General features: G+C 50.2%; 18 protein-coding genes and 1 pseudogene. 3 read left to right on the forward strand and 16 right to left on the reverse strand.

Annotation, left to right across the window (positions count from 1 at the left end):
- Positions 1 to 117: 117 nt before the first annotated feature.
- Positions 118 to 1,110 carry an IS30 family transposase gene (locus ACXUPB_RS19680; RefSeq protein ID WP_472954230.1) on the reverse strand — a complete coding sequence of 331 codons (993 nt, stop codon included), beginning with the start codon at positions 1,108 to 1,110 and terminating at the stop codon, positions 118 to 120.
- 346 nt (positions 1,111 to 1,456) lie between these two features.
- Between ACXUPB_RS19680 and ACXUPB_RS19685 the strand changes: the two genes are divergently transcribed.
- From ACXUPB_RS19685 to rnk, 3 genes are all read left to right on the forward strand, one after another.
- A complete protein-coding gene (locus tag ACXUPB_RS19685; RefSeq protein WP_035563928.1) occupies positions 1,457 to 1,681 on the forward strand; it encodes a BBE domain-containing protein in 225 nt (74 codons plus the stop codon).
- A gap of 582 nt (positions 1,682 to 2,263) precedes the next feature.
- On the forward strand, positions 2,264 to 3,616 hold the full coding sequence (gene gdhA / locus ACXUPB_RS19690; RefSeq protein WP_472954232.1) for an NADP-specific glutamate dehydrogenase: 1,353 nt from the start codon (positions 2,264 to 2,266) through the stop codon (positions 3,614 to 3,616).
- 110 nt (positions 3,617 to 3,726) lie between these two features.
- On the forward strand, positions 3,727 to 4,140 hold the full coding sequence (gene rnk, locus ACXUPB_RS19695; RefSeq protein WP_336275196.1) for a nucleoside diphosphate kinase regulator: 414 nt from the start codon (positions 3,727 to 3,729) through the stop codon (positions 4,138 to 4,140).
- 1,139 nt (positions 4,141 to 5,279) lie between these two features.
- Here rnk and ACXUPB_RS19700 read toward each other — a convergent pair.
- From ACXUPB_RS19700 to ACXUPB_RS19770, 15 genes and pseudogenes are all read right to left on the reverse strand, one after another.
- Positions 5,280 to 6,294 (reverse strand): IS630 family transposase gene (locus tag ACXUPB_RS19700; protein ID WP_303319527.1). Its coding sequence is split into 2 segments (ribosomal slippage): positions 5,280 to 5,897 and positions 5,899 to 6,294, totalling 1,014 coding nucleotides; the frame shifts between segments, so codons are not numbered across the junction.
- A 530-nt stretch (positions 6,295 to 6,824) separates the two neighbouring features.
- Positions 6,825 to 9,986, reverse strand: a complete 3,162-nt coding sequence (locus tag ACXUPB_RS19705; RefSeq protein ID WP_472954235.1) for an FAD-binding and (Fe-S)-binding domain-containing protein — start codon at positions 9,984 to 9,986, stop codon at positions 6,825 to 6,827.
- An 89-nt stretch (positions 9,987 to 10,075) separates the two neighbouring features.
- On the reverse strand, positions 10,076 to 10,873 hold the full coding sequence (fabG, locus tag ACXUPB_RS19710) for a 3-oxoacyl-ACP reductase FabG (protein ID WP_113270944.1): 798 nt from the start codon (positions 10,871 to 10,873) through the stop codon (positions 10,076 to 10,078).
- Positions 10,874 to 10,876: 3 nt separating this feature from the next.
- Positions 10,877 to 11,581 (reverse strand): ABC transporter ATP-binding protein, encoded by a 705-nt coding sequence (locus ACXUPB_RS19715; protein WP_472954237.1) that lies wholly within the window; start codon positions 11,579 to 11,581, stop codon positions 10,877 to 10,879.
- Complete coding sequence (locus tag ACXUPB_RS19720) at positions 11,565 to 13,349, reverse strand: branched-chain amino acid ABC transporter ATP-binding protein/permease (protein ID WP_472954239.1); 1,785 nt, start codon at positions 13,347 to 13,349, stop codon at positions 11,565 to 11,567. The genes ACXUPB_RS19715 and ACXUPB_RS19720 overlap by 17 nt, the downstream gene beginning before the upstream one ends.
- Positions 13,350 to 13,431: 82 nt before the next feature.
- Complete coding sequence (locus tag ACXUPB_RS19725; protein WP_472954242.1) at positions 13,432 to 14,313, reverse strand: branched-chain amino acid ABC transporter permease; 882 nt, start codon at positions 14,311 to 14,313, stop codon at positions 13,432 to 13,434.
- An 18-nt stretch (positions 14,314 to 14,331) separates the two neighbouring features.
- Positions 14,332 to 15,555, reverse strand: a complete 1,224-nt coding sequence (locus tag ACXUPB_RS19730; protein WP_472954244.1) for an ABC transporter substrate-binding protein — start codon at positions 15,553 to 15,555, stop codon at positions 14,332 to 14,334.
- 192 nt (positions 15,556 to 15,747) lie between these two features.
- Complete coding sequence (locus ACXUPB_RS19735) at positions 15,748 to 16,752, reverse strand: NAD(P)H-quinone oxidoreductase (RefSeq protein WP_472954246.1); 1,005 nt, start codon at positions 16,750 to 16,752, stop codon at positions 15,748 to 15,750.
- Positions 16,753 to 16,889: 137 nt separating this feature from the next.
- Positions 16,890 to 18,488 (reverse strand): GMC family oxidoreductase, encoded by a 1,599-nt coding sequence (locus ACXUPB_RS19740; protein WP_472954248.1) that lies wholly within the window; start codon positions 18,486 to 18,488, stop codon positions 16,890 to 16,892.
- Positions 18,489 to 18,533: 45 nt separating this feature from the next.
- Complete coding sequence (locus tag ACXUPB_RS19745) at positions 18,534 to 19,322, reverse strand: shikimate dehydrogenase family protein (RefSeq protein WP_472954249.1); 789 nt, start codon at positions 19,320 to 19,322, stop codon at positions 18,534 to 18,536.
- A gap of 1 nt (position 19,323) precedes the next feature.
- Positions 19,324 to 20,766 (reverse strand): aldehyde dehydrogenase family protein, encoded by a 1,443-nt coding sequence (locus ACXUPB_RS19750; protein WP_472954251.1) that lies wholly within the window; start codon positions 20,764 to 20,766, stop codon positions 19,324 to 19,326.
- A gap of 168 nt (positions 20,767 to 20,934) precedes the next feature.
- Positions 20,935 to 21,978, reverse strand: a complete 1,044-nt coding sequence (locus ACXUPB_RS19755) for a LacI family DNA-binding transcriptional regulator (RefSeq protein ID WP_472954253.1) — start codon at positions 21,976 to 21,978, stop codon at positions 20,935 to 20,937.
- Positions 21,979 to 22,082: 104 nt separating this feature from the next.
- A pseudogene (locus ACXUPB_RS19760) lies at positions 22,083 to 22,646 on the reverse strand (IS30 family transposase); the annotation flags it as partial.
- 741 nt (positions 22,647 to 23,387) lie between these two features.
- The gene (gene lpdA / locus ACXUPB_RS19765; RefSeq protein ID WP_472954255.1) at positions 23,388 to 24,782 is read right to left on the reverse strand and encodes a dihydrolipoyl dehydrogenase; all 1,395 of its coding nucleotides are present in this window, start codon (positions 24,780 to 24,782) and stop codon (positions 23,388 to 23,390) included.
- Between the two features lie 5 nt (positions 24,783 to 24,787).
- A complete protein-coding gene (locus ACXUPB_RS19770) occupies positions 24,788 to 26,122 on the reverse strand; it encodes a pyruvate dehydrogenase complex dihydrolipoamide acetyltransferase (RefSeq protein ID WP_472954257.1) in 1,335 nt (444 codons plus the stop codon).
- Positions 26,123 to 26,125 lie beyond the last annotated feature (3 nt).

Below are 26,125 nucleotides of genomic sequence, written 5' to 3' on the forward strand. Positions count from 1 at the left end.
AATTCTTTACAACAATAAAGGTTAACGTCGCTTTGCTCGGATATAAATATTCACATAAACATGTCCAAATAAATAAGCGGCCTTATTGAAAGGCGTGACCATACTGTGATCCTGAATTCAACTAATAAGTGCAGCACCTGCGGTTTCTAGCGCTCCTGAGTATTCACCTAAGAACACCTGGGCTGGGGTTCGGTATCCCAGCCGCTTTCTTGGTCTATCATTTAGCTTATTGACGACTCTTCGTAGCTCGGCATTGGTCACTTTGCGGAAGTCAGTTCCTTTAGGAAAATACTGCCTAATCAGACCATTGGTGTTTTCATTAGTACCACGCTGGCATGAGCGGTACGGGTCGCAAAAATAGATCTTGGCCGAGACGGACTTGGCAACCTTCCGATGCTCGGCGAATTCCGACCCATTATCCAAAGTGATGGTGTGCACTGCCCCTCGGCGTGGTGCCAATAACCGCGTCATCGCCTGTGCCGTTCTAGTGGCGGTGATTGTTGGCAGCCGCGCTGCCAAGAGGTAGCCACTGCGTCTTTCGACCAGGGTCACCAGCCCGGATTCTTTGTGGCCCTTAAGCACCGTGTCGCCTTCCCAATGTCCGATATGGCGCCGTTCTTCCACCTTGGCAGGGCGCTGCTCGATGCCTACTCGGTGCGGGATTTTGCCTAACCCCGCCCGCTTAGCCAATTGGCGCTGATAGCGCCGCTGGCGTGGCAGCCGGAGCCGTTTCCATAAGGTTCCACCGTGCTTCTTGTCGTCCCAGATTAACGCATAGATCCACTGATGGCTTACGCAGACTCCGTTGGCATTGGCCATAAAACCACTGATTTGTTGAGGGCTCCATTCGTCCATCAATTGGCCAGTGACCCAGCGAACCAGGCTGGGTAGTCGTTTAGTCACTTTCCAGGCGGTGCGTCGGCGCTGATCACTTACCAATTGGGCCTGTTCAGGCGCATAACCACGGGTCAGACCGTTACGTTTTATCTCGCGGCTAATGGTGCTGCTGTGGACACCAATGGCCTGGGCGATCTGTCGCTGGCTGATGCCGGTCTCAAGATAGGCAAAAATTTGGTATCGTTGGATTGGGGTCAGTTGTCGGTATCCCATGCTCTGCTTCACTTTGGTAGGTAAGGCAGAGAGGGTACCGGCGCTGGCCCTCCTGCCTCTACCTTGTGATCCAAAGTGCTGCGCTTATTCTATGAATCCAGGATTTGAGACTGGAGAAATATTCTAATGCGGCCACTGTGAGGCATGCGGCTAATCCCCAGCCACATTGTCTTCCTCACTACCCCGTTCGGCGGTGCCTTCTGCGCACCGCCGAACCCACTTAACGGTGGTGCGCAGAAGGCAGCTTACGTCAACCGCAATCAAGGAGTTCAAGACCGGTTTCGCAGGAAGTGTCCTCCTTCCTGATAATCCTCAATACGACGAAGTGCGCCAGGTATGGAATGCCATGATTGATCGCAGGCCTTCCATGTTGGCTCGCTGCACGTCACCTGCCGATGTCGTTCACGCCCTGAACTTCGTACGCCAACACAACGCGCCTTTCTCCATTCGTGGTGGCGGGCACAACATTGCCTTCGCCTATGGCGCGAGCTATGAGCGACTGGTGGCAATCAAGAAGCAGTACGACCTGGAAAATCTCTTCCGTATCAACCAGAACATCAGACCCGCCTGAGCTTTCCCCTGATCAACAGCGTGGTGACGATTTGCTCGGAGGGCTCCAGATGACCAAAACGCCCGCTGGCCGGATCGGTAGCCTGATCACCTGAGAGTATTAACATCCGCTAGTGTGCTATGCCCTTTATATCCAGGCCATGGAAATCTTCATCAATTCGAGCTGGGAATCAAGCGACAACTGCCTAGCTACGCTTCGCCACATTGCCAAAGCAATATTGACAACGTCAACTTATAACTATAAAACAACACTCTTTAGTTTTAATGGTTCGCTTAATACATTACGGCCGCTTATAAAATTTACATTTATATAATCTCAAATATTATTTTATTAAATTGAACACTCCTAGCTTTCTGCATAGTAATTTGATTCACAAGAGACCTTGAATCGTTTAATAACCGTTTAACAGCTATTGAAAAATTATTGCTTAAAACCGGCCGCTATCAAACTTTAGTCTTATTTTTATATAATTTTCTCATATACAGAACACGCATAGGCTATGCACAGAAGAGTGCTGCCAGTTAAATATTCCAACGCTCTGGCCAGCCAATACTCTGTTGAATAACGATGATGATATGCCCTATGCCCTACGTTCACGATACGTTGACACGACTTAATAAAAGCAGCCCTGCACAGTCAGAATTTTATCAAGCCACCGAAGAAGTGCTCGAATGCCTACGCCCGCTAATCGAGCAGAGTAATTATTACCACCAACACAGCATTATTGAGCGGATAGTCGAGCCCGAACGGCAAATTATGTTCCGCATAAGCTGGGTAGATGATGCCGGCAGCGTACGGGTCAACAAAGGCTATCGCGTACAGTTCAACTCTGCCCTTGGCCCTTACAAGGGTGGCTTACGCTTCCACCCCAGTGTTACCTCAGGCACCATAAAATTTCTCGGCTTTGAGCAAATCTTCAAAAATGCGTTAACCGGTTTGCCAATCGGCGGTGGGAAAGGCGGCTCCGATTTTGACCCGAAAGGAAAATCAGATAACGAGATTATGCGCTTTTGTCAGGCGTTCATGAGCGAGCTATACCGTCATATTGGCCCCAACTGCGATGTGCCTGCTGGTGACATCGGCGTCGGTACGCGGGAGATTGGCTTTCTCTTTGGCCAGTACAAGCGACTCACCGGCCACTATGAAGGCGTGCTAACAGGAAAAGGGCTTAACTGGGGAGGCTCGCTGGGCCGTAAAGAGGCCACTGGCTACGGGGCGGTGTACTTTGCGCAAAACATGCTGGCTGCCCGTGGAGATGAGCTTCGTGGCAAAGCATGCCTCGTTTCCGGCGCGGGCAATGTAGCGATTTATACCATTGAGAAACTGTACGAGCTGGGCGCTAAACCGATCACCTGCAGTGATTCACGTGGCACTATCCACGATAAAAACGGCATTGATTTAGGCTTACTCAAACGGCTCAAAGAAGTGCAACGCACCTCTTTAGAAGACTACCTGCATGAGTACCCTGACGCGCACTACATTTCTGTACGTGACTATCCCCTAGATGGGCATTCCGTATGGCATATTCAAGCCGATGCAGCCTTCCCTTGTGCGACACAAAATGAGCTCACCGCAAGTGATGCGGAAACCCTGCTCGCTAATGGCATCACATGTATTAGTGAAGGGGCCAACATGCCCTCTACCAAAGAGGCCGTCGACCTGTTTCTAAACGCTAAAATCGCCTATGGGCCTGGCAAAGCCGCCAATGCAGGCGGCGTCGCTACCAGCCAGTTAGAGATGGCGCAAAACAGCAGCATGGAGCAGTGGTCCCTGGAGAAAGTTGACCAGAAATTAAAACAGATTATGACCAATATCCACCGCCAGTGCGCTGACACAGCCGACGAATTTGGTGATAAAACCAATTTGGTACTAGGCGCCAATATTGCAGGCTTCAGAAAGGTGGCTGATGCCATGATTGAACAAGGTGTCACCTGATCGTCTTTATTTTATAAATCGCTTATACTGTAAAAAGTATGCAGTCCTTCCTTTATTGGGGAAGGGCTGTTTTTTATTGGTTTAAACTTATTGCTTTAAGGAGAGTCATCATGGAACCACGTCCTGCTATTATTATTAATCGTCTTGATGCCGAACGCCTCCAGCGCTTGATCGACAATGCATCCGATAAAGATATGGCCGTAGCTCAGCTACTTGAGGAAGAGTTATCACGAGGTGAGGTCTGCGACCCCGAAGATATACCGGATGACGTGGTCAGCATGAATAGTCAGGTTCGCTTCACCGACCTCACTCGTGGGCTTAAGATGATTCGAACCTTGGTTTACCCGCACTCCCTGGAAAGCGTAGCGGACGGCATTTCGGTGATGGCGCCCATTGGCGCGGCTTTGATCGGCCTCAAGGTGGGCGACATCATCGAATGGCCATTACCCAACAATACCGAAACACGGCTGCGTATCGATGCCATTTATTGGCAGCCCGAACGCGAAAAGCAGTTCCACCGATAAGCCGCGCTAGAGAGTCCGCTAGTATCGGATAGAGAGAACTTCGCGGTGTTAGTGAAAAACTTATAAAGTATGGAAAATTGAAATTGATGGCATCACTAATGCGTGATGCCAATGGGTTATAGAAAAAAAGTGCGTTTACTTGAACAAAAAAATTTTAATAAAAATTAAACAGGCATAGTGAAGGCAGGATTTGAACCTGCGACCCTCGGCTTCGGAGGCTAATTCTAAGTCTTTCCGGTGGACTTACCTACTAAGCCTCCTATCGATAAACGCTATTTTAATTTATATAAAACAATGGCTTAAAAATATTCAGAGCCTTAATAGCACTTTCCGCTTTGTCCCGATTTACACCGACAGCTGCCCATCGCAACCACCAAAGCGGCCACGTAGCGTGATTTTAAAATGTCCGGTTTTCGGACGGTTTTGACCTTTGGCGGTAGTAGCTTACCTGGATTTCTAAACAAACCATGATGATCACCTCGGAAAAAGCATCTCCTCTGCCCCGCCTGGCAGCACTACAAAACTGCCCAATAAGGCGATAAGACTCCCTTTATTGAACGCCTTACCAATCGAAACAAGGGCTATTTTCTTCCCCCACGGCTTTCAGTAAGAGCTTAATGAATAACTCGATTTATATGGCCTTCCGAGTGGGCATTAACAGACATGCTGCATACTTAAACTTCGGTATCTTGCCAAACGGGTCGAGCGCCGGATTGGTCAATAAATTTACCGACGCTTACTCTTAACAGAAAGGCACGAAGACCATCCCCTCAGACATTTCTGAACCTGTCCTTGCCTTAAGGGTAATGGAGCCACGCTAGGTGGCGATCGTTAGGCCATCGCCCGGCACCTTCCTAATCGGATAAGCTCAGCGGTCGCTAGGCTCGCCACTGCTTCCGGCTTCAGGTCGTCGAGCACTTTGGCATGTCCAATGGCCTGTCACTTTACGACTACTTGCAGCATGTCTTCGCGACAATGCCTCCCTCAACGCTGAGAAACTCAGCACGCTGTTGCCCTGACAGTGGAAAGAGTCATTACCGGTCTAAAAGAAGTCCGCATATATGTGCATAGTGGATCTCTTACGGTAATTTTACGGTAATTGAAAGGTTAGTAGATCGCTTACCGTGCTTGGTAAGTACTTATACAAAAATAATCCGGTATTCGTTGCCGTAGCCTGACAACACCTTATGGACATAGTCTTTCAAGGACGAGAAGCTTTCATAAGCCGTCAACGGCAGCCACTCATACTTGACCTTGCGCCAAAGAATCTCGATGAGATTTAGCTCCGGCGAATAAGCAGATAGATAGACGAGGTACACACGGTGCGACATCCATTCCAACTCCTTATGTCGGAAAGCCTTTGAGCGATGGACACTGGCATTATCCAGCACCACGATGGCAAAAGCGTCCGGCGACTTCTGGGCAATCAGGCGGTCAAAAGCCTCAATGACCACCTCGGTGGTGATGGTCGTCATGGTCGAGTGGTAAATCAGCGAGCCCTGACGACTCAAGAAGCCCAGTACGTTCAGGCGCTGACTATGCGAGTAGCCCGGCATTTCCTGAGGATGGCCGATAGGGCTCCAGGCGTAAGGCAAGACGGAGGACAGGGCAAAGCCTGACTCATCGAAATAGTACAGTTCCGTCTCGCCCCGATCTTCCCAACGCTGAAGCTCAGCCAGCAGGCCTTGTGTATGGCGGAAGTCAGTCTCGTTACGCTGGCTTTTCAGGGATCGCCGGGTGCGCTTAAAGCTATACCCCAGATTTTTTTAATGCTCGCTTGAGCGTCATGGTACAGGCACCTTTTCCGGTTTCCTGCTGGAGTCGTGCCTGGACGGCCTTCAGCTGATGAGGTTGCTCTTGTACGAGTTCAAGTAACCGCTCCCGCTCCGCATCACTATAGATGGCGGGTCGCCCGGCGCGAGGCTTGTCCCGGAGCCCATCGAGGCCCTGTGCCTCCCAAGCATCGAACCAGAGCGAAACTGTTTCGCGGGTAACGGACAGAATCTTGCAGATCTGATCGATGGTATGACCTTGGTGACTCAGCACGATGGCATGAGCCCGACGACGCAAGGCGGGTTTCACGCCATAGGTATAGGTTGCCATCAATGTATGAAGGTCTGTGTCGGATAGGGAAGGCACAAAGCGGAATGTCATGCGCATCGTCCTGGATCAACGGGTCAGGTTTATAAGCATAGCGGAAAATATGTGTTTTGGTACTTAGCTATTCTTCGGACCTACGTTTTACCTGCTTTTTCAATGTCGGAAAACGGTGTTGGCGGCTGCACTGAACTTACTCATACGCGAGCAGTATTAACCTCTGAAGGCAACAAAACGCTAGTGCAACATCGCGGATACGTTCGATCAAACCAGTCGGTCATTTCTTTGTGCGATATCGGGCTGTACCCCTGGTGCAAATTTGGAAACGCTTATTTCGTATAGCCAGCTTCTCTTAGCTTCACTGTAAACCCGAACGAGTAACACGCCTGTCTGACGGGAAAGAGGATGGGTCAAATCGTGACGTAGCTATCGAACAGCTTTTTCAATCAAGTCACGCAAGTTTTAAGAATCTCACACTCAAGGAAGACATGTGCCGTAAATAAAAACTGAATTACGTTATGAAATATTATTTGGGACATTCTGTAGCTCTATTTTTGCATACTGTTAATTTGAAGATGGGATTACGACTACAATTGCGACAGTAGCGCCTGCAAAGGGTGCAGCAGAACTTGTTCAGAGTAACGCTTTACCTGACTGCGGCAGGAGTAACCGGTGGCCAGCAACTTACCTACGTTGTTTTCGGCTTCTACCTGGGGCTGCCAGGACTGGGCGTAGATCGTTTTTGACGTAGCGGCGTTGCGTGTTTCGTGGCCGTAGGTGCCTGACATACCGCAGCAGCCGGTGGCCATCAGTTCAAGCTCTAACCCAAACGCCGAGAACACTTGCTGCCATGCTTTAGGGCTGCCCGGCGCGTTGGTTTTCTCGGTGCAGTGGGAGAGCAGCTTAAAGCCGGGGTCGGTTAGCTGAAACTGGTTGGGCGCTAGTGTATTGATGCGAGTCGCCAGCCACTCCTGCAGCATCAGTACCTCTGGCACGGCTTCATTACCTAGCGCTTTGATGTACTCCTGGCGGTAGGTGAGCGTCATCGCCGGGTCGATGCCCACCAGGGGGATATCAAAGCGGGCCAGGGTGCGTAGCCGTTCGGCCTGCTTGGCGGCGGTACGTTCGAAGGCGCCCAGAAAGCCCTGTACCTGGAGGGGTTTGCCGTTAGCCGAATAGGGCATCACAAACACGCGTAGATTGAGGCGCGATAGCAGTTCCACAACGTCCATCACCAGCTTGGCTTCAAAGTGGGTAGTGAAGGCATCCTGCACAATAATCACGCTGTTGGCGCGCTGCTGTTCGGTTAACAGGGCCAGCGAGAGCGGCGTTGCCTCGGCGACGCCCCAGGCGTTGAGCTGCTTTTTGACGCTGGCTCGTGAAAGCGCCGGTGAATCGCTCATACCCAGTGTGCGGCGCATTAATTGCTCTACCCAGCGCTGACCAATTACCGCGTTATACAGCGGCGCGGCCTTGGCCATGGTGGGCAGCATAAACTCGGTGCCGCCAATCACGTAATCCCGAATCGGGCGCAGGTAGCGGCCGTGGTAGACCTCCAAGAACTGCGAACGAAACTGAGGGACGTTGACCTTAACCGGGCACTGTCCCGCGCAGGACTTACACGCCAAACAGCCCGCCATGGCGTCATAAACTTCGTGGGAGTAGTCGTGGTGCTGCTTGCGGCTGAGAGTGTTCGCCACCCGCAGCGGAAAGCTTTTAATAAACCCCCAGCCGCCCTCGGCTTTTTTCTTACGCGACTCCTCGACAACGTCGATCCCCGCCTGGGTCTGCAGGCGCAGCCATTCGCGGATCAGGCTGGCGCGGCCTTTGGGCGAGTGGCGACGATCCCGTGTTGCCTTCCAGGAAGGGCACATGGGGTCATCAAGGTCGTAGTTGTAGCAGGCGCCGTTACCGTTGCAGTACACCGCGGCGTCGTAGGCCTGCCAGGCGCGCTCGTCGATGGTGCGGTCAAACTGGCCGCGCATGGGCACGCCATCGACCGTCAGCAGATCAGGGTCGCTATCCTTCGCGATTAGCTCGCCGCCTTCGGCGGGTGAGGCGATCTTGCCGGGGTTGAGCTGGTTATAGGGGTCAAAGGCCGCTTTTACCCGCTGAAGACTGGGATAGAGCTCGCCAAAGAACTTAGGCGCGTACTCAGAGCGCACGCCTTTACCGTGCTCGCCCCATAGCAGGCCACCATATTTCTGGGTAAGCGCCGCCACTTCATCGGACACCGCGCGAATCAGTTTCTCCTGCTCGGGATCTTTCATATCGATAGCGGGGCGCACATGGAGTACGCCGGCGTCTACATGGCCAAACATGCCGTAGGAGAGCCCTCGGGCATCCAACGCGGCACGAAACTCGGCAATAAAGTCCGCCAGATGCTCTGGCGGCACGGCGGTGTCTTCCACAAACGGAATCGGCCGTTTCTCTCCCTGAACATTGCCGAGCAAGCCCACTGAGCGTTTGCGCATACCGTAGACTTTCTGGATCTGCCCGCGCCCTTCGGCCAGGGTGTAACCCAGCCGCTCTACGGTGGTGTCTTGGCTTAGATATTCGGTGAAGGCGTGCACTCGTTCAGCGAGGGCGGCTTCATCGTTGTCGTTAAATTCGATCAGGTTAATACCGCGAATCGCCGTGTTAGCGGTCGCTGGGAAGAACTCCGCTACGCTGTCCCAGACGAAATCCTCCATGGCCAGTTGCAGCACGGTGTCGTCGATGGTCTCTATGGAAGTCGGGCGCAGCGCCTGCGGTTGAGATTGTAACGCCTGTGGCTGGGGTTGTAGCGCCTGCGGCTGGTTTTGTGAAGAGCTAGCGGCCATGAGCGTTTTGGCATCCCGTAACGCATCCATAAAACTGGTATAACGCACATTGACCAGGGTGGAGTGCTTGGGGATTGGCAGCACGTTCAACACCGCTTCGTTCAAAAATCCCAGCGAGCCTTCCGAGCCGCACAGCAGGCTGTTGAGGTTGAGCTGCCCCTCGTCGTCGCGCAGGTGGGCCAAGTCGTAGCCGGTCAAGCAGCGGTTGAGGGGCGGGAATTTGGCTGCAATCAAGTCGCGCTGCTGGTCGATGATGTCGGCGGCGGTGGAGTGTACGCGGCCCAGGATGCCTTCCTGCTGGCATTCAGCTAGCTCTTCGTCTGGTGTTAACGCCCGGCTGTGCAGGTGCTTTCCACCGATTAGAATAGTATCGAGCTCCAACACATGATCGCGGGTTTTACCGTATTCGCAGCTGCCCTGGCCGCTGGCATCAGTGGAGATCATGCCGCCGATGGTGGCGCGGTTGGAGGTCGAAAGCTCCGGGGCGAAAAACAGCCCGTGGGGCTTGAGCGCAGCATTGAGCTGGTCTTTCACCACCCCGGCCTGAACGCGCACCCGACGATTTTCAGTGTCGATCTCGATGATCTTGTTCATGTGGCGTGATACGTCCACCACGATGCCGTCGGTGAGCGACTGACCGTTGGTGCCGGTGCCGCCGCCCCGTGGGGTTAATACAATGCCACGATGAGAGGTTTGTGCCGCCAGCCGGGTGATGCGTTCTAGGTCTTCGGCATGCTTGGGGTAGACCGCCGCCTGGGGCAGGCGCTGGTAAATCGAGTTATCCGTCGCCAGCACCGTGCGGTTGGCATAGTCGGGGGCGATTTCGCCTTCAAATCCGGTAGATTTAAGTGCCTCAAGGAAGCTCAGGTAGGGAGCATCGAGAGTTATAACCGGGTTAGCCGTGGCCATATCTAATCTTGCGATCATGGTATCTCAAAGAAAAAGCCCAGCCTAAAGCTGGGCAAGAGAAAACAAGACGTTGCAGCAGCTTGCACAATGTCATCGAAAGAGAGTCATTACGTCATGTAAAGCCCACCGGCTACGTCGATAGTTTGGCCAGTAATAAAGGTAGACTCATCCGATGTCAGATACAGTGCTAAGTCCGCTACTTCGTCCGGTTTTCCCAGCCTCCCTAAAGGTGTCAATCGCACTTGCTCATCATTGATAACGCCATTCACGGCTAGAACCATAGGAGTTTCAATCCGACCTGGCGCGATCGCATTCACACGGATACCATGCGGCCCCAACTCTGCAGCTAAATGCTTAGTAAAACCGATAATTGCCGACTTAGTTGCAGCATAATGGCACGCTACTACCGGTGAATACGTCTTACCGGCGACAGAAGACATATTGACGATATAGCCACACCGGCCTCGACGCATACCTTCACCTACGGCTCGGATGGTATTGAAAGCCCCGGTCAAATTGATGCCCACTACATGATTCCATTCTTCTGGGGCCATGTCGCATATAGAAGCAGGAAGGCCTTCATGTTTAGGAGATATCCCTGCGTTATTGATCACGGTATCGACGGAAGCACCAAAATAAGCTTCTGCCTCTCTCACACCACGTTCAACTGCATCGTAATCAGAAACATCGCACGCAAGCGCGAAGGCATTTCCCCTTTCCATTAACCTGATAGCATCACAAACCTCTTGGGCACTGGTTGCTGACCAATCTATGACAGATACGTTAGCACCCCGTGATGCAAAGCCCAGGGCGATTGCCCTGCCAATACCGGCACCTCCACCAGTGACGATAACATGTCGACCAGCGTGGCTAGGACGATAGCGTGAAGAAGTATCAAGAGTCATAAATTAAATCCCCAGGTATGCTTTTCGAATATGGTCATCGCCCATGAGCTCTTGAGCCTGACCATTCATGACGATCTTGCCGTTCTCAATAACGTAAGCCCTATCCGCGACCTTAAGTGTCTGGTTCACGTTCTGCTCAACGATCAGTACCGTGGTGCCGCTTTTAGCAATCTGCTTAACCACCTCAAATACTTGCGACACCACAATCGGCGCTAAGCCCAAGGAGGGTTCATCAAACATCAGCAGTTTGGGACAGGCCATCATGCCGCGGGCAATGGCAACCATCTGCTGCTCCCCTCCCGACAAAGATTCTGCTCGCTGCTGAAGGCGCTCTTTCACACGGGGAAAAAGCGTCAGTACTTCCTCAAGTCGCTGGTTGTACTGAGATTTAGCCGCTGCCCGATAGGCACCCATCTGAATATTTTCGAGCACACTCATTTCCGAAAAGAGCTGACGTGCTTCTGGGATCAGCGTAATCCCGCGGTCAACCACCTGATGGGCAGGTAAGTGAGTAATGTCTTCCCCCTCGAAAGTGATACTCCCGGAGGTGGTCTCAATCAAACCAGAAACCGTTCTCAAGGTGGTGGTCTTACCAGCACCATTACCCCCTACGATGGTAACGACTTCCCCCTCTTTTACCTCCAATGACAAATCATGAAGGATCGTGGTAGCGCCGTATCCTGATGTCACATTATTCAGTTGAAGCATCTGTTACCTCCTTACCCAGATAGGCTTCAATAACCGCCTCGTTCTTAACCACTTCCTCAGGCTCGCCTTGTGCGAGGATTTCACCAGAGCTAATGACGATCACACGATCCGAAAGCTCCATGACGGCTTGCATGACATGCTCAATGGCAATAATGCTAATACCGCTATCGCGAATTATTTTAATTAATTCAATGGCTTCGCGAAGATCAGCAGGATTAATCCCCGCCATCACCTCATCTAACAGCAGGATGCGTGGCCGCATTGCCATGACACGAGCCACCTCAAGACGCTTGAGGCCGCCAATGGGAAGATTTCTAGCTTCCTCATCCAAAAACCGAGATAGACCAAGCTCATAGGCAATCTCACGCGCCACCTTACGACTCTCCTCGACCGAGCGGAAACGATAGAAGGCACCTACCATAATGTTCTCTTCCACCGTCATGGCCGCAAAGGGCTGAACAATCTGGAAGGTCCGGCCAACCCCACTTCTAGCAAAGGCTCCTGGTGTTTTTGGGGAAATGAAATGACCGTTTTCATCGAGCACTTCAACCGAACCAGAATCAGCACTTAAGAAGCCAGAAATCATATTAAAGACGGTCGTCTTGCCGGCACCGTTAGGGCCGATGATGCCTAGCACTTCTCCTTTATGCAGATTGAAGGAGACATCGTTAGTAACATGCAAACCGCCGAAGTGTTTATCGAGGTGCTGGACCTTGAGCACCACTTCACCCACCGGAGCACGCTCAGATTTCTTAACGTCATTCAAGTGCACTTGATTAGTGCTTTTCTCGTCACGAGCATCTACGCGGCGGCCTTTAGAGGTCGGCAAATAGCGCTGGAAAATGCTCATGATGCCGTCCGGCATAAACAGTACAACCAGAATTAGCACGACACCGTAAACAAAACCATGGAGCCCAATGGCGCTTGAACCCAGCCAGCCCCGCGCTAGTTCCGTGATGGGCACCAGTAGAATCGTGCCATAGAGAGGACCAAAAACAGTGCCTAGACCACCCACGAGAGCAAACAGAACGATCTGTATAGAAAACGTCAAATTGAAGGCTGATTCAGGTTCGATATACGTTAGGTAAGAGCCATGAAAGGTACCCAGCATGGCTGTCAATCCTGCCGAAATCGCTGCCGCATAAAGACGAACATGTACTGTCCGGATGGCAGCCCCCCTGGCAGCCGATTCACGCTCACGCGTCGCCACCAATTGAAAACCTAATTTGCTACGACGAATTGCCCAGGAAACCGCTAGTACGAACGACATCAAACCGAAGACAATCACCAGAGAAGGTAGTCGTTCCGAAAAGATCATGGTGCTCCAACCAAGCTCTAGTGGAACCATTACGCCATTAGCGCCACCGGTCAACCCGACCCAGTTCAGTGAAATAACGTGGAAAACCTCCAGGAAAGCAATGGATGCTAAAGCATAGAAAGGACCATGCAGTTTAAAGCAGGGGTAACTGATAGCCACTGCCACTCCCGCGGCCAGAACAGCCCCGACAAACATGCTGATCCAGGGGGAAACCCCAGCATTGAGCATCAGCATGCCCGTATAAGCCCCAATGCCATAATAGATGGCATGCCCTAGAGAGAGCTGACCCGCATAGCCACCAACGATATTCCAGGCGGTCGAAAGCCCCGCAAACAAACAGATGGTAATAAAGATATGGTAGATATAATCATCGCCGACCACGATCGGGATGATCATCAGACTGGCTAACGTAATGAACAGTAGTAATTTGTTGTTTAGGAGTCGTTGCATTACGCCCCCGCTACCCCTCACCGATGTCAGGGATGCTGTCTTATTGTTCATGAAACTTACTCCGGTGATGCCACAATGCCTCTCAAGACACGTGTGCCAGTTTTCTGGCATTGCCGAACAGCCCTGAAGGACGGAAGATTAGCACCAACAGAAAGATGCCAAATACAGCCACATCCTTCAGTGATGAACCGAGGTAGAAACCAGCAAAGGCATCCACTAGGCCAATAATCAAAGCGGCATAAAAAGCCCCGGCGATGCTTCCTAATCCCCCCATAACGACAATGACGAAAGCAATCAGAACGAAGCTTTGTCCCGTTTGGGCATTGACAGGGTATAGGGGAGAAAGAAGAACGGCAGCGATGCCAACACAAGCGATACCGATACCAAATGTCACCATATTGATACGTGACACATTAATGCCCATCAGCTGTGCAGCATTTCGGTTTTGTGCCGTTGCGCGAATTGCACGGCCCATTTGCGTTTTAGTTAGGAAAAGGTGAAGCCCCCCTACCATGAAGATCGAGCAAAGCATAATAACGATTTGCCCGGTCAATACGGTGGCGGCCCCTAAGCCTAACGTTTCTCGCAAGCCACTCGATGGCGTATTAAAGTTATTAGAGCCGGCAAGCATCAACACCAGATTTATCATTGCGATGGATAAACCAACCGTCGCAAATATCTGTATATGCTCATCCGAATCTTTTAGTGGTTCAATAAGATATTTCTGAACGACAATACCTAATAAGAACAATAAAGGAACAACAAATACCAGTGTTAGATACGGATGAATGCCAAGATAAGTTGTAATGATGTAAGTCAACATCATCCCAATCATCATAAATTCGCCATGGGCAAAGTTGATAACTTTTGTTATTCCAAAGATCAGCGTCAAACCGACGCTGACCATGGCATAAAGGCTACCAAGCATTAACCCATTAATGATTAAGCTAAAAAGCAAATCCATTTGGGTAACCTCAAAATATTATTGGTTTATACGCATTTCTGCGACACTGGCCTCTTCGGGATAGACCGTCACCAACTCTCCGTCCTGCCACTGCATTCCCATCATAATGGCGCGTTCGTTTTGGTTGTTTTCACCAAACTTGATGCCAATACCAGCAGCAGTGGCGCCAACAGGAATATCAATACCCGTCATCGCATCCCGGATATCCTCTCCTGTAAACCCATCGCTATTATTAAGACCATTCAGAATGGCGAGAGCCCCTGTATAGTTTATTAAAGAGTGCCCAGAGCGCGGAGATTCTCCATATTTATCTTCATACACTGAAACAAACTCTTCAATGCCTGGCGCAGAGTCTGGATTAATATTATATTGTGTAAAATCAACATCATATACACCATCAATGATATCATCCCCTACAGCTTCTGCAGTGGGTGTCATGGAATACCCCCCACCGCCCCCAATAATTGCTTTGGGTTGATAACCCCGCTCATTAGCTTGGCGGAGGAACAGTACAGAATCATCCTGGTAGGATGTTTGCAGAACGATATCGACTTCATTGTCTTGTAAAGACAGTACAATAGAAGACATATCCACAGATGAAGCGGGATAATGTTCTTCCATGACGATATTGAGCCCCTCTTGCTCGGCAAAAGTACGCTGGTGCTTGGCTACCGACGAACCATAGTTGGAATCCTCATGGATGATCCCGATACGAAGCTCTGAAGGCTCTAAATCCATTTCGGGCGCAATACCATTAACCAACATTTCAATTATGGTTTCCGCCATATGGTAAGCAGTGGGATTTGTACGATAGACATAATTCAGCCCACGATCTGTCACATCATCGGCGACGGCCCCTAATTCGAAGTAGGGCACTTTGCTCATTTCAGCAACCTGAGAAGCAGCAATTGAGCGTGAAGATGCATAAGTACCAAAGATTGCTTTAACATCTTCACGAGAAATTAAGCGACGCGCTTCACCAATGGCTTGGTTGTTATCCACGGCGTCGCCTGTTTCAAGTACTACAGTCTCGCCTTGTACGCCGCCATTCTCGTTAATCTGATCGACTGCCAGTTCGAGACCGCGATAGCTTTCTTCACCAAGCAAGGCGAGCCCACCACTTAAAGGATAAAGAGCTCCAAATTTAACCTCAGCCATTGCAGAGGTAGAAATACTGCCCAGCACCACTGTAGCAATGACACTACTAATGGCAGTACGACGCAATTTGTGATTATATTTCATGGCCTAATACTCCTAATTATTAATAATATAGCGTATTAACTATTTTTATAGCGCTACTGTATTCCAAGAATCTTTAATTAAGGCATGCACCTCAGGCACATAGTATTTGCAGACAAAAATGCTTTTTCATCAGCGAATTCTTGCAATAATCGTTTTTGGCATATTGCTCTCCTCTGAAAATTACTTCCGTTGTTATTCAAAAGTCAGCACGATTTTGCCGATATGATCAGCATCCATACGGCGGTGTGCTTCACCCACATCCCCGAAAGCAAATGTGGAATCGATCACTGGTAAGCAGTGTCCTTCATTCCACAACGGCATAACGCGAGACTCGAGCTCCTCGGCAATCTTTTGCTTCTCCTCGATAGAACGAGCTCTCAATGTCGACCCTGTTAACCACAATTTCTTGGCCAGCAAAAGCCAAGCATTGATAGAGGCCTCAGGCCCTTTCATGACGGCGATCTGTACAATACGACCATGTTCCGCAGCAGCTTCCATATTCCGGTTGAGGTAATCACCCCCAACCATGTCAATAATCAAATCGACACCACGATCATTCGTAATTTTCTTCACCTCCTCTACATAATCTTGAGTTTTGTAGTTGATTGCATTGGAAGCTCCCAGTGCGAGGCACTGCTGGCATTTTTCTTCGCTACCCGCCGTAGCGATCACGGTCGCGCCGAAAGCCTTCGCGAGTTGTATGGCTGTTGTACCAATACCTGATGTGCCGCCGTGAACCAGAAACGTTTCGCCCTCCTTGAGGCCGCCACGCTGGAATACATTAGTCCATACGGTGAAAAAGGTTTCAGGAACGGCGGCTGCCTGCGCTAGAGACATTGTCGATGGGACAGGCAAGGCATTGCGCTCGTCCACCACCGCATATTCGGCATAACCACCACTAGCCACAAGCGCCATTACGGCATCACCCGCAGAGTAGCGAGACACCTCACTCCCTGCTTGTATTACCTTCCCACTGATTTCAAGACCAAAGACATCCGTAGCACCAGGCGGGGGCGGATAGCCTCCCATACGTTGCATTACATCTGGGCGATTGATACCAGCTCCTGCCACCTTAACGAGAATTTCACGCGGGCCTGGCACCGGAATATCACCCTCTACAATTCTAAGTACCTCGGGTCCACCTGGTTGAACCGCCATGACTTGCTTCATCTTTTTTTTCACGTAACTTTGGGACATATGCCCTCCATTATTATCATTAGTAATTAACGTATTTTAGTGATCAAGATCTAAATCCATCTAGATGAAGCGCTTCATTTTCTATCCAAAAGAATTGCTTTCAACTAATTTTTCACATGCAAGCGCGGTCTTACACATTACGTTAATTCTGCTCTAGCACAAATCAGATCAGCAGCCTTTTCAGCCACCATCATTACAGCTCCTTGAGTGTTTCCTGAAACCATTGACGGCATCACTGAGGCGTCTGCGATTGTCAGCTTCTCTACCCCTCTTACTTGTAAAGAAGGGCTCACGACTGCATCAGTATCGTTACCCATCCTGCAAGTACCTATGGGGTGATAAATCGTCTGCCCATTCTCACGTGCAAACTCTAACCACTGCGCGTCAGTCTGTATTTCGTTACCGGGATTGATTTCATGAGACACAAATGGCTGCATGGCTGCCTGCTCAACGATTCTCCGTGCCACTTTCATGCCATCTATCAACGTTTGGCAATCAGCTTCCGTAGCTAGCATATTGGGTTTTATTAAAGGCGCCGTATTTAGATCAGCGCTCACTATATGAATACTTCCCCTGGATGTCGGACGCAATTGAGTGACTCCAATCGTCATACCAGGCTCTTGATCTAGAACCCGAGTAGCGGCATTTGCGTAACTGGCATGTACAAAGAAAAACTGGGCATCAGGCGAAGACAACTGAGGCCGTGTCTTAATGAACCCATGCACCAATCCAGTTCCAAGCGTTAATATCCCCTTACGGCGGGTAAAGTATTTCATTACCTCTTTGGCCAGACGCACACCCCGAGACATTTCATTGAGAGTAATAGTATTTCGCACCCGCCAATTCATACGTGTAGCATAGTGGTCAATATAATTCTCACCAACGCCAGCCAATTCAACTTTGGGTTCGATGCCAGCCTTCTTTAATACATTGGAGTTTCCAATGCCAGACAACTCAAGAATTTGGGGGTTCTGTATAGCCCCAGCACATAGGATCACTTCACGGCTAGCCGCTACTGTATTGCGCTTACCTTCATGCTCGTATGTAACGCCAGTACAACACCCTCCATCAAGTTCTAGGCGCATAACTTTACAGCTAGTCAGCACATTTAGGTTACTACGTGTCATCGCCGGTTTCAGATAGCCATCCACCACGCTCCACCGCTGGCCATTGCGCTGAGTAACTTGGTAATAACCGAAGCCTTCTTGCACTGAGTCATTGTAATCCCCGTTGAGCGATTGCCCATCTTCAGCTGCGGCCTTCAAAAACGCATCTGAAATAGGAAAGCGCTCTTTGACTCGCTCTAAGTACATTGGACCAGTCTTGCCTCGGGCTGCTCCGCCCTCGGTAAAGTTTTCTAGCTTCCTAAAGTATGACTCAACATCTTGCCACCCCCAGCCTAAAGCACCTTCCTTTACCCACTGGTCGTAGTCGTCGGGCTGACCACGTACATAGATCATTCCATTGATTAAAGTAGAGCCTCCTAATCCCTTACCACGTGGGATTGATATCACTCGATTATTAGTGACGACCTCTGGGAACGACTCAAACCTCCAATTATAAGTTTTATTTGTCAATAACTTACTAAATCCAGCCGGAATTTTTATCCAGGGACTTTTAGGCGGCCCGCCCGCCTCTAGCAGCAAAACATTATACTTACCGCACTGTGTTAAGCGGTTCGCCAATATACATCCCGCTGTGCCACCGCCCACGATGACGTAATCATATTTACCCATTGCACCAAGCTTCCCGTTGCTGCTCGTCAAGAAATCGCAACACGTTTATAACCCCATTGTCTCAACCATGAGCTTCAGCTGATTCTTGAGCATTGGTAGCCCGTACTGAATGGTACAGCCTTTGCTCTTAGCAACTTTCAGCAGAGATGTTTCTTTTGGATCCATGATTATGTCAGCAACAATTTGTGATTCCGTCAGACCTTCTACATCCAGCGGAAGTGGATCTTCCTCTTTTAGTCCGAGCGAGGTGGCATTGATAACGAGATCGTGCCCTTTAGGGTCACGCGTTCCTATTTTAATAGACAATTTCGGGTAAGCTGCTCGAAGGCGCTCTTTAAGAGCCTCTGCTTTTTCCTGGGTACGGTTAGCTAATGTCAGTTGGCTGACCCCTGCCTCGGCTAGCGCGTACGCAATAGCACTGGCAGCGCCCCCCGCTCCAACTAAGTAAGCAGAATACCCTTCGGGATCGATTCCCTCTTCGCGAAGACCAGCCACAAATCCTTTACCATCCAGAATGGCACCATGTAGCCTGCCATCTTCAGAGCGTCTTATAACATTAACTGCTCCCATTCGGGCGGCATCATCGCTGAGTTCATCGCATAATTTCGCCACGGTTGTCTTGTGTGGCACAGTAATGACAAAACCGGCTAAGTTCTTCATAGCCCTGAAGCCATTCACTACTGAAATCAGTTCTTCACTAGACACATGAACTGGAACCAAGACGGCATCCTTGCCCATTTCCTCACAGAGACGATTAAAGCCCTGTGGCGTTTTAACGTGTTGGATTGGGTCTGCAATTATTGCACAAACTTTTGTTTTACCAGTAATTTCCACATTAGACTCCTTGAGAAAGCGTGTAACTTGTTTTTACATTGGTAAAAAACTCCTTAGCATAACTACCCTGCTCTCTAGGCCCATAACTTGACCCCTTTCTCCCTCCAAACGGAACGTGATAATCAACCCCCGCCGTGGGAAGGTTAACCATTACCATGCCCGCGCTGGAATGGCGTTTGAAATGCGCCGCACGGGCCAATGACTGAGTACAGATACCGGATGACAATCCATAAACAGTATCATTAGCTAATTCTAATGCATGCTCATAATCATTGGCCTTTATTACTGTGGCTACAGGTCCAAAAACTTCTTCTTGATTAATAGGCATCTCGTTACGGGTTTGCGAAAACAGCGCAGGAGTCAGATAATAACCCGGTGTTTCAAGAGACAGCTGCTCACCGCCAGCCTCCAAGCGACATCCTGCTTGTTTGGCTTCATCGATATATCTTAAGTCCTGATCTAACTGTACCTGGGAGGCGACGGGACCAATATCTGTATTGGGGTTTAGGGCATGCCCGACCTTTAGCGCCTGCGTGGCCTCACGCATGCGCTCAACGAATTTGTCATGAATTCCTTTCTCAACGATCAGGCGGCTCGAGCTCGTGCATCGCTGGCCAGTAGAGAAGAAGGCTCCGTTGATAGCCGTAGAAACAGCTAGCTCTAGATCGGCATCGTCAAGCACAACTAATGGATTTTTGCCTCCCATCTCAAGTTGAAACTTAGCACCTCGGGCAGCACACTCTGCAGCTATATTCATGCCAGTAGCCGAAGATCCCGTGAAAGTTATCGCACTTACTTTCTGCGAGGTGACCAGTGCATTACCAACCTTGGAGCCGGGCCCCATCACTAAATTAAATACGCCCTTGGGAAGTCCACCGACTTCATCAATGATGCTAGCCAGCGCCCAAGCACAACCAGGCACCAGATCGGCAGGCTTAAACACTACGCTGTTGCCATAAGCTAAAGCTGGTGCAATTTTCCAAGCAGGAATCGCAATAGGAAAGTTCCAGGGGGTAATGATCCCTACGACACCAACAGGTTCGCGCGACACTTCGACGCTAACACCGGGGCGTACAGAGGGGATAAATTCGCCGCCGAAGCGTATGGCTTCGCCAGCAAAAAACTTGAATACTCTACCTGCTCGAGTGACTTCACCAATCGACTCAGCCAGAACCTTACCTTCTTCGCGGGCGAGCATCTCACCCAAGCGCTCCTTGTCAGCCAAAATGCGATCACCGATTCGATCAAGTGCATCTGCACGTGCCTCAGAAGTCCACGCTGACCAGGCTTCAAGGGCATTATTGGCCGCATCAATCGCCTGGCGTGCCTGGACTGCATCACCACTAGCATATTCGCCTACGACGTCACGTGTATCGGAAGGGTTTAGATTGCGCTTAGTTTCGCCAGCTCCGACCCACTCCCCATTGATGTAGTTATCGTGCATTCTATTTTCGCCCTCGTTGATTTTTTGACATTCGGCGCAATCTTAGAAAGTCAAAAAATGAAGCGCTTCATTATTAGAATTAAAAAAATGAAGCGCTTCATTTTTGCTTCATTCATAATTGCTTCTTAATTTATTTATAGCATAATAAAACGATGGTGGTATTAAACTTTAGCAGCAACTCGATGTTTCAGCGTCTGTTAGCGCCCTTAAGCTGTCACGCTCGACGATCATCGTATCCAATTCAAGCGGTTCACCTGCCCCCTCATTATCAATAATAGCTACAATTGCGCGTGCAACCTCCACCCCAATGCCATGCATAGGCACCCTTACTGTAGTTAATCCAGGCGTCATTGCACTCGCAAACTCAATATCATCAAAGCCTGTTATTGATAATTTATCGGGAACAGGAATACCACTTAATTGACACTGGTGCATTGCACCAATGGCATGTAGATCGGTACCACATATCAGAACAGTCGGTAGCTCACCAATCTGTAACAGTTGTTTAATCGCCTCCCGTCCCCCATCAAGGGAAAAAGGTGTTTCCATAACCCACTCAGGCTTAATAGGAAGGCCCGCTTCTTCAAATGCTTGAAGTACACCAGCTCTTCGTTGCCGAGAGCGTTCGTTCCCCTCTACTGGACCACCGCAGATAGCCGCCTTTCGATGTCCTTTAGCGATAACGTGCTTCGCAATATCATAAGATGCCTGCCGATTTGAGAAACCGATGGTATGTGGATAGCTCGTCTCATCCGTCGACCACATCATCAAGTAGGGGATGTCATATCTTTCTATCATCTGAAACACAGCCTCATCATGATCAGTACCTACCAGAATGACACCATCGACACTACTTTCAACCAATGCCTGAAGGACTTTAACTTCTTGTTTTTGATTGTATTCATGGCTTCCTATGACCAATTGATAGCCCATTTCCAACAGAGTTTGTTGTAATGAATCAATGGAGTTGGAAAACATTGGATTTTTCAATGTCGGATATACCACCGCTATTCGCCAAGTTTTTCGAGCAGCCAGCGAACGTGCCACACCATTACGTACATATCCCATATTGGTAACGGCATTCCGCACCTTCTCCAGTGTAGCCGGCTTGACCTTTTCAGGAGAAGAAAGAGCTTTTGATGCAGTTCCCAAAGATACATTAGCTTTTTTGGCAACGTCCTCTAGCGTTACTTTTTTCCTTTTTTTATCCATTATCAAGTGATAACCATATAGAATTAGCTCATATCTAAAGAGAGAAAATTACAGGAAGCTACCAAGCTAAAAAACATAACGCAACGATTAGTAACCAACTAAGTTTAAACATTAAGTGTAGCAACTGTGGTTTTTAGCACTACTGAGTACTCGCCTGGAACACCTGTTCCAGTGTCCGATATCCTAAGCGCTTTCTGGGTCGATGGTTCGCTTGGCAACGATCTCTCTGAGAGCAGAGTCACTCACCTTTACGAAAGTCAGTCCCTTTCGGGAAATATTGGCGAATCAGTCTTTTGGTGTTTTCATTGGTGTAACGTTGGCATGAGTGGTATGTGTCGCAAAAATAGGTCGTTGCCGAAACGGCCTTGGCTACCTTCCAGGGCTCGGCGAATTCCGGTCTGTTATACAAGGTAATGGACTGCAGTGCACCTCGGCATGGTGCCAATAACCGAGTCATTGCCTTGGCCGATCCTGTAGGCTGTGATTGTTGGCAGGCGCGCGGCTAGGAGGTATTCGCTGCATCTCTCGACCAGAGTCACTAGTCTGCATTCTTTGTAACCCTTGAGTAAGGTGTCGCGCTTCCAATGACCGATATGGCGCGGGTATTACACCTCGGTAGGCCGTTGCTCGATGCCCACCCGGTGCAGGATCTCGCCCAATCCGCCCGCTTAGCCAACTGGCGCTGGCTCTCCTGCCTCTACCTGGTGATCCGAAGTGCTGCGGTTATTCTATGAATCCAGGTCCCCTACCTGACAAGCAGAGGTTAGCTACCAACAGCCATGAGCTTACCTCTGCCTGGGGGACATACAACACAATGTTATATTCGGCCATTCATTGTTCTAACCCTAAAACCAGCCACTGGCAAGCCCAGAACGTTCGGCGATTGTGTCGAATAAATAATGGCTCAGTCAGTTGTAACGCACCATGCGATTGTAGCGCTTAATATAAGCATTTTGTTGTGACTTTCCAGGCTGAATATGTGTTAGCTTACTATATCCCTTCTAGGCCCACTCAGTGAGCTTGCTACTAAGATTCTCAAGCTCGTTATCGCAACGAATTGCGCAGAGTCTTGCTACGCCAATCAATAAGCTGCTGACACTCATGATGCAATAGCAGCACGCTACTGGGCAGTATGCTTGGGTCAAACTTATCAGCTACTACTAAACTGCGGTGCTCACCGGTGCTGGTTAAGTCACCGAAGTAAGAACTACACTCTTGGTTAGAGCAATGAAATGATAGGGTTAGTCTTGCCATTGCCGTTAACCACCAAGCACCCTCGATTTAATTCTTACTCGTCATGAGGCTCTGAGGGGAAAGTATTATATCGTTTTTTCAAAGATTTCGTACTCAGCGCAACTTTCGCTAATAGAAATAGCGACAGCAAGTACACGCATTCACTGCTTAGCTTCCTAGATATGAAGCGCCCTCCCGTATGCAGCCAATACTGATTCGTGTAAAGCCTCAGAAAGAGTCGGATGTGGGAACACCGTTCTCATTAACTCAACTTCTGTAGTCTCCAGGGTTCGAGCCAACGCATATGTACTAATCATCTCTGTCACTTCAGGACCAATCATATGGGCCCCAAGGAGTTCCCCGGTTTTCTTATCAATGACGGTCTTCACCATACCATCAGACTCGCCGAGCGATAGCGCTTTACCATTACCGATAAACGGGAAGCGCCCAATATTCACCTCGAAGCCTTGTTCTAGCGCCTGTGCTTCTGTGATCCCGACGCTAGCAACTTGAGGGTAGCAATAGGTACAACTGGGAACAGACTTAGGATCAAGAATATGCACGTCTTCTACACCAGCGATAAGCTCTGCAACCATTACACCTTCATGACTGGCTTTGTGAGCAAGCCACGGCGGGCCTGCGATATCACCGATGGCATAGATATTGGGCTCGTCAGTCTCGCAATGTTCATTAACGGTGATATGCGTGCGATCAATTTGGATCTTGGTATTCTCTAGGCCCAAGCTTTCGACGTTTCCAGTAATGCCCACGGCTAGTATTACTTTCTCGGATTCAACGAACAGGGGGCTGCCGCTTTTCGTGAAATTGACTTTAACACCGCAAGTTGTCGTTTTCTGATTCTCCACATAGGCTCCAGTGTAAATCTCAATACCCTGCTTGCGCAGGTGTTCAGCCAGCATGTCAGATATCTCGGCATCCTCGAGTGGGAGAATACGATCTGCGGCTTCTAGGATCGTTACCTTACTACCCGCCGTTGAATAGAAACTGGCGAACTCGACGCCGATGGCGCCAGCACCTATGACGGTTATGCTCTTTGGTAAGGCTTTTGGCACCATCGCCTCGCGTGCTGTCCAGATAGTTTCATTATCTGGCTCGAAACCAGGGATGGCGCGTGCACGAGCTCCGGTGGCAAGGATGATGTGTTTGGCCTGCACTTCCTGCTCAGCACCAGCGTCGACGACGGCAACCTTACCTTTGCCAAGCAGGCGGGCATGGCCGGTCATTACTGTTACTTTGTTTTTTTTCATTAGCCCATGTACGCCACGATTGAGCTGTTTAGCGACGTCCCGTGAGCGTTTGACTGCGGTAGCCAGATCAAAGCGCGGTGCTGAATCAAGCACTAGCCCGTATGGAGCGCCCTCACAGGCTAAGCGCAGGATCTCGGTCGAGCGGAGCAGAGTCTTCGTTGGTAAGCAGCCCCAATTAAGGCACACCCCTCCTAGCTCAGCGCGCTCGATAATAGCCGTCTTTAGCCCAAGCTGTGCCGCGCGTATGGCAGCCATATAACCACCAGGGCCGGCTCCTATCACAACTACTTGATAGTTTTGCATCGTTTCTACACCAGCAGGTTAATTGGTTCTTCCAACAAGCTCTTAAGCTCGGCCAAAAACCGAGCACCAACGGAGCCGTCTACGACGCGGTGATCAGCGGATAAGGTCAGGGTCATCATGCTCCCGATAGCGAGCTTTTCGTCTACGACCACTGGACGCTTCTCGACCGCCCCTACCGCCAGTATGGCTGACTGCGGAGGGTTAATAATCGCACTGAATTCACGGATGCCGTACATACCTAGGTTGGATATGGTGAAACCGCCGCCGTGATACTCACTGGGAGACAGCTTCCCGGTACGAGCCCTTTTTGCCAGCGAGCGTACTTCGGTAGTGATCTCGGCTAACCCCTTACGATCTACTTCGCGCACTACTGGTGTTATCAGTCCGCTCTCGGTGGCCACGGCCACACTGATATCAACGTCGAAGTACCGAATTACTTCAGACTCAGTCCAACTGGCATTAACCTCGGGTACCCGGCGCAGTGCCCTGGCGGCGGCGAACACTATAAAGTCGTTCACCGACAGCTTGTACGCTGGTTTGGCTTGTGAGCCATTCACGTTGAGTTTAGAGCGTAGTTCTAACAGTTCATCTAATCGGCAATCCACTGTTAGATAGAAGTGCGGTACGGTTTGCTTTGACTCGCATAGTCTGCGAGCGATGGTCTTACGCATGCCGCTATTGGGAATACGCTCAACGTTGGCATCGGTTCCACCCTGCGGTCTGGCATCGGCACCGCTCTGCGGTGTAGTAGCATCGGGACTCGTGGTCTCAGCTGCGGTTACAGCGTGTGGTTGTTGTAAAGCGCGCTCGACGTCTAATCGTACAATGCGCCCGCGCGGGCCGCTGCCGGTCAGGCTACTCAGCGCAATACCAGCCTGGTCGGCCAAACGACGCGCCAACGGGCTAGCGAAAATCCGCCCAGCATTGTCACTAGATTGGGCTTGCGATGTTTGTGATAGTGACGCGCTGTGTTGCTCCGAGCTCTGAACCGTTGTCGTGCTTGGCTCTGGACACTGACTGACTGAATAATCAACCGAATTCGACTGTGGGGTAGCTGCTTGCGCGGTTTGATAGGAGTCCAGTACTGAGGTGGATTCCTCTTCATCCAGTACGACAGCGATGAGAGTGCCCACCTGCACTGCATCAGGGCTCGCGGGCACAAGAATCTGGCCCAGCTTACCGTCGACCTCGGACTCCATCTCCATCAAAGCCTTATCGGTCTCTATTTCGGCAAGGACGTCGCCCTTGGCCACCGCATCGCCCTCATGCTTTAGCCAACGCATCAGCGTGGCTTCTTCCATGCCAGCCGCCAGGGAAGGCATCAAAATTTCAGTAGCCATAAA

Source organism: Vreelandella sp. DA03-1M, assembly GCF_055725665.1.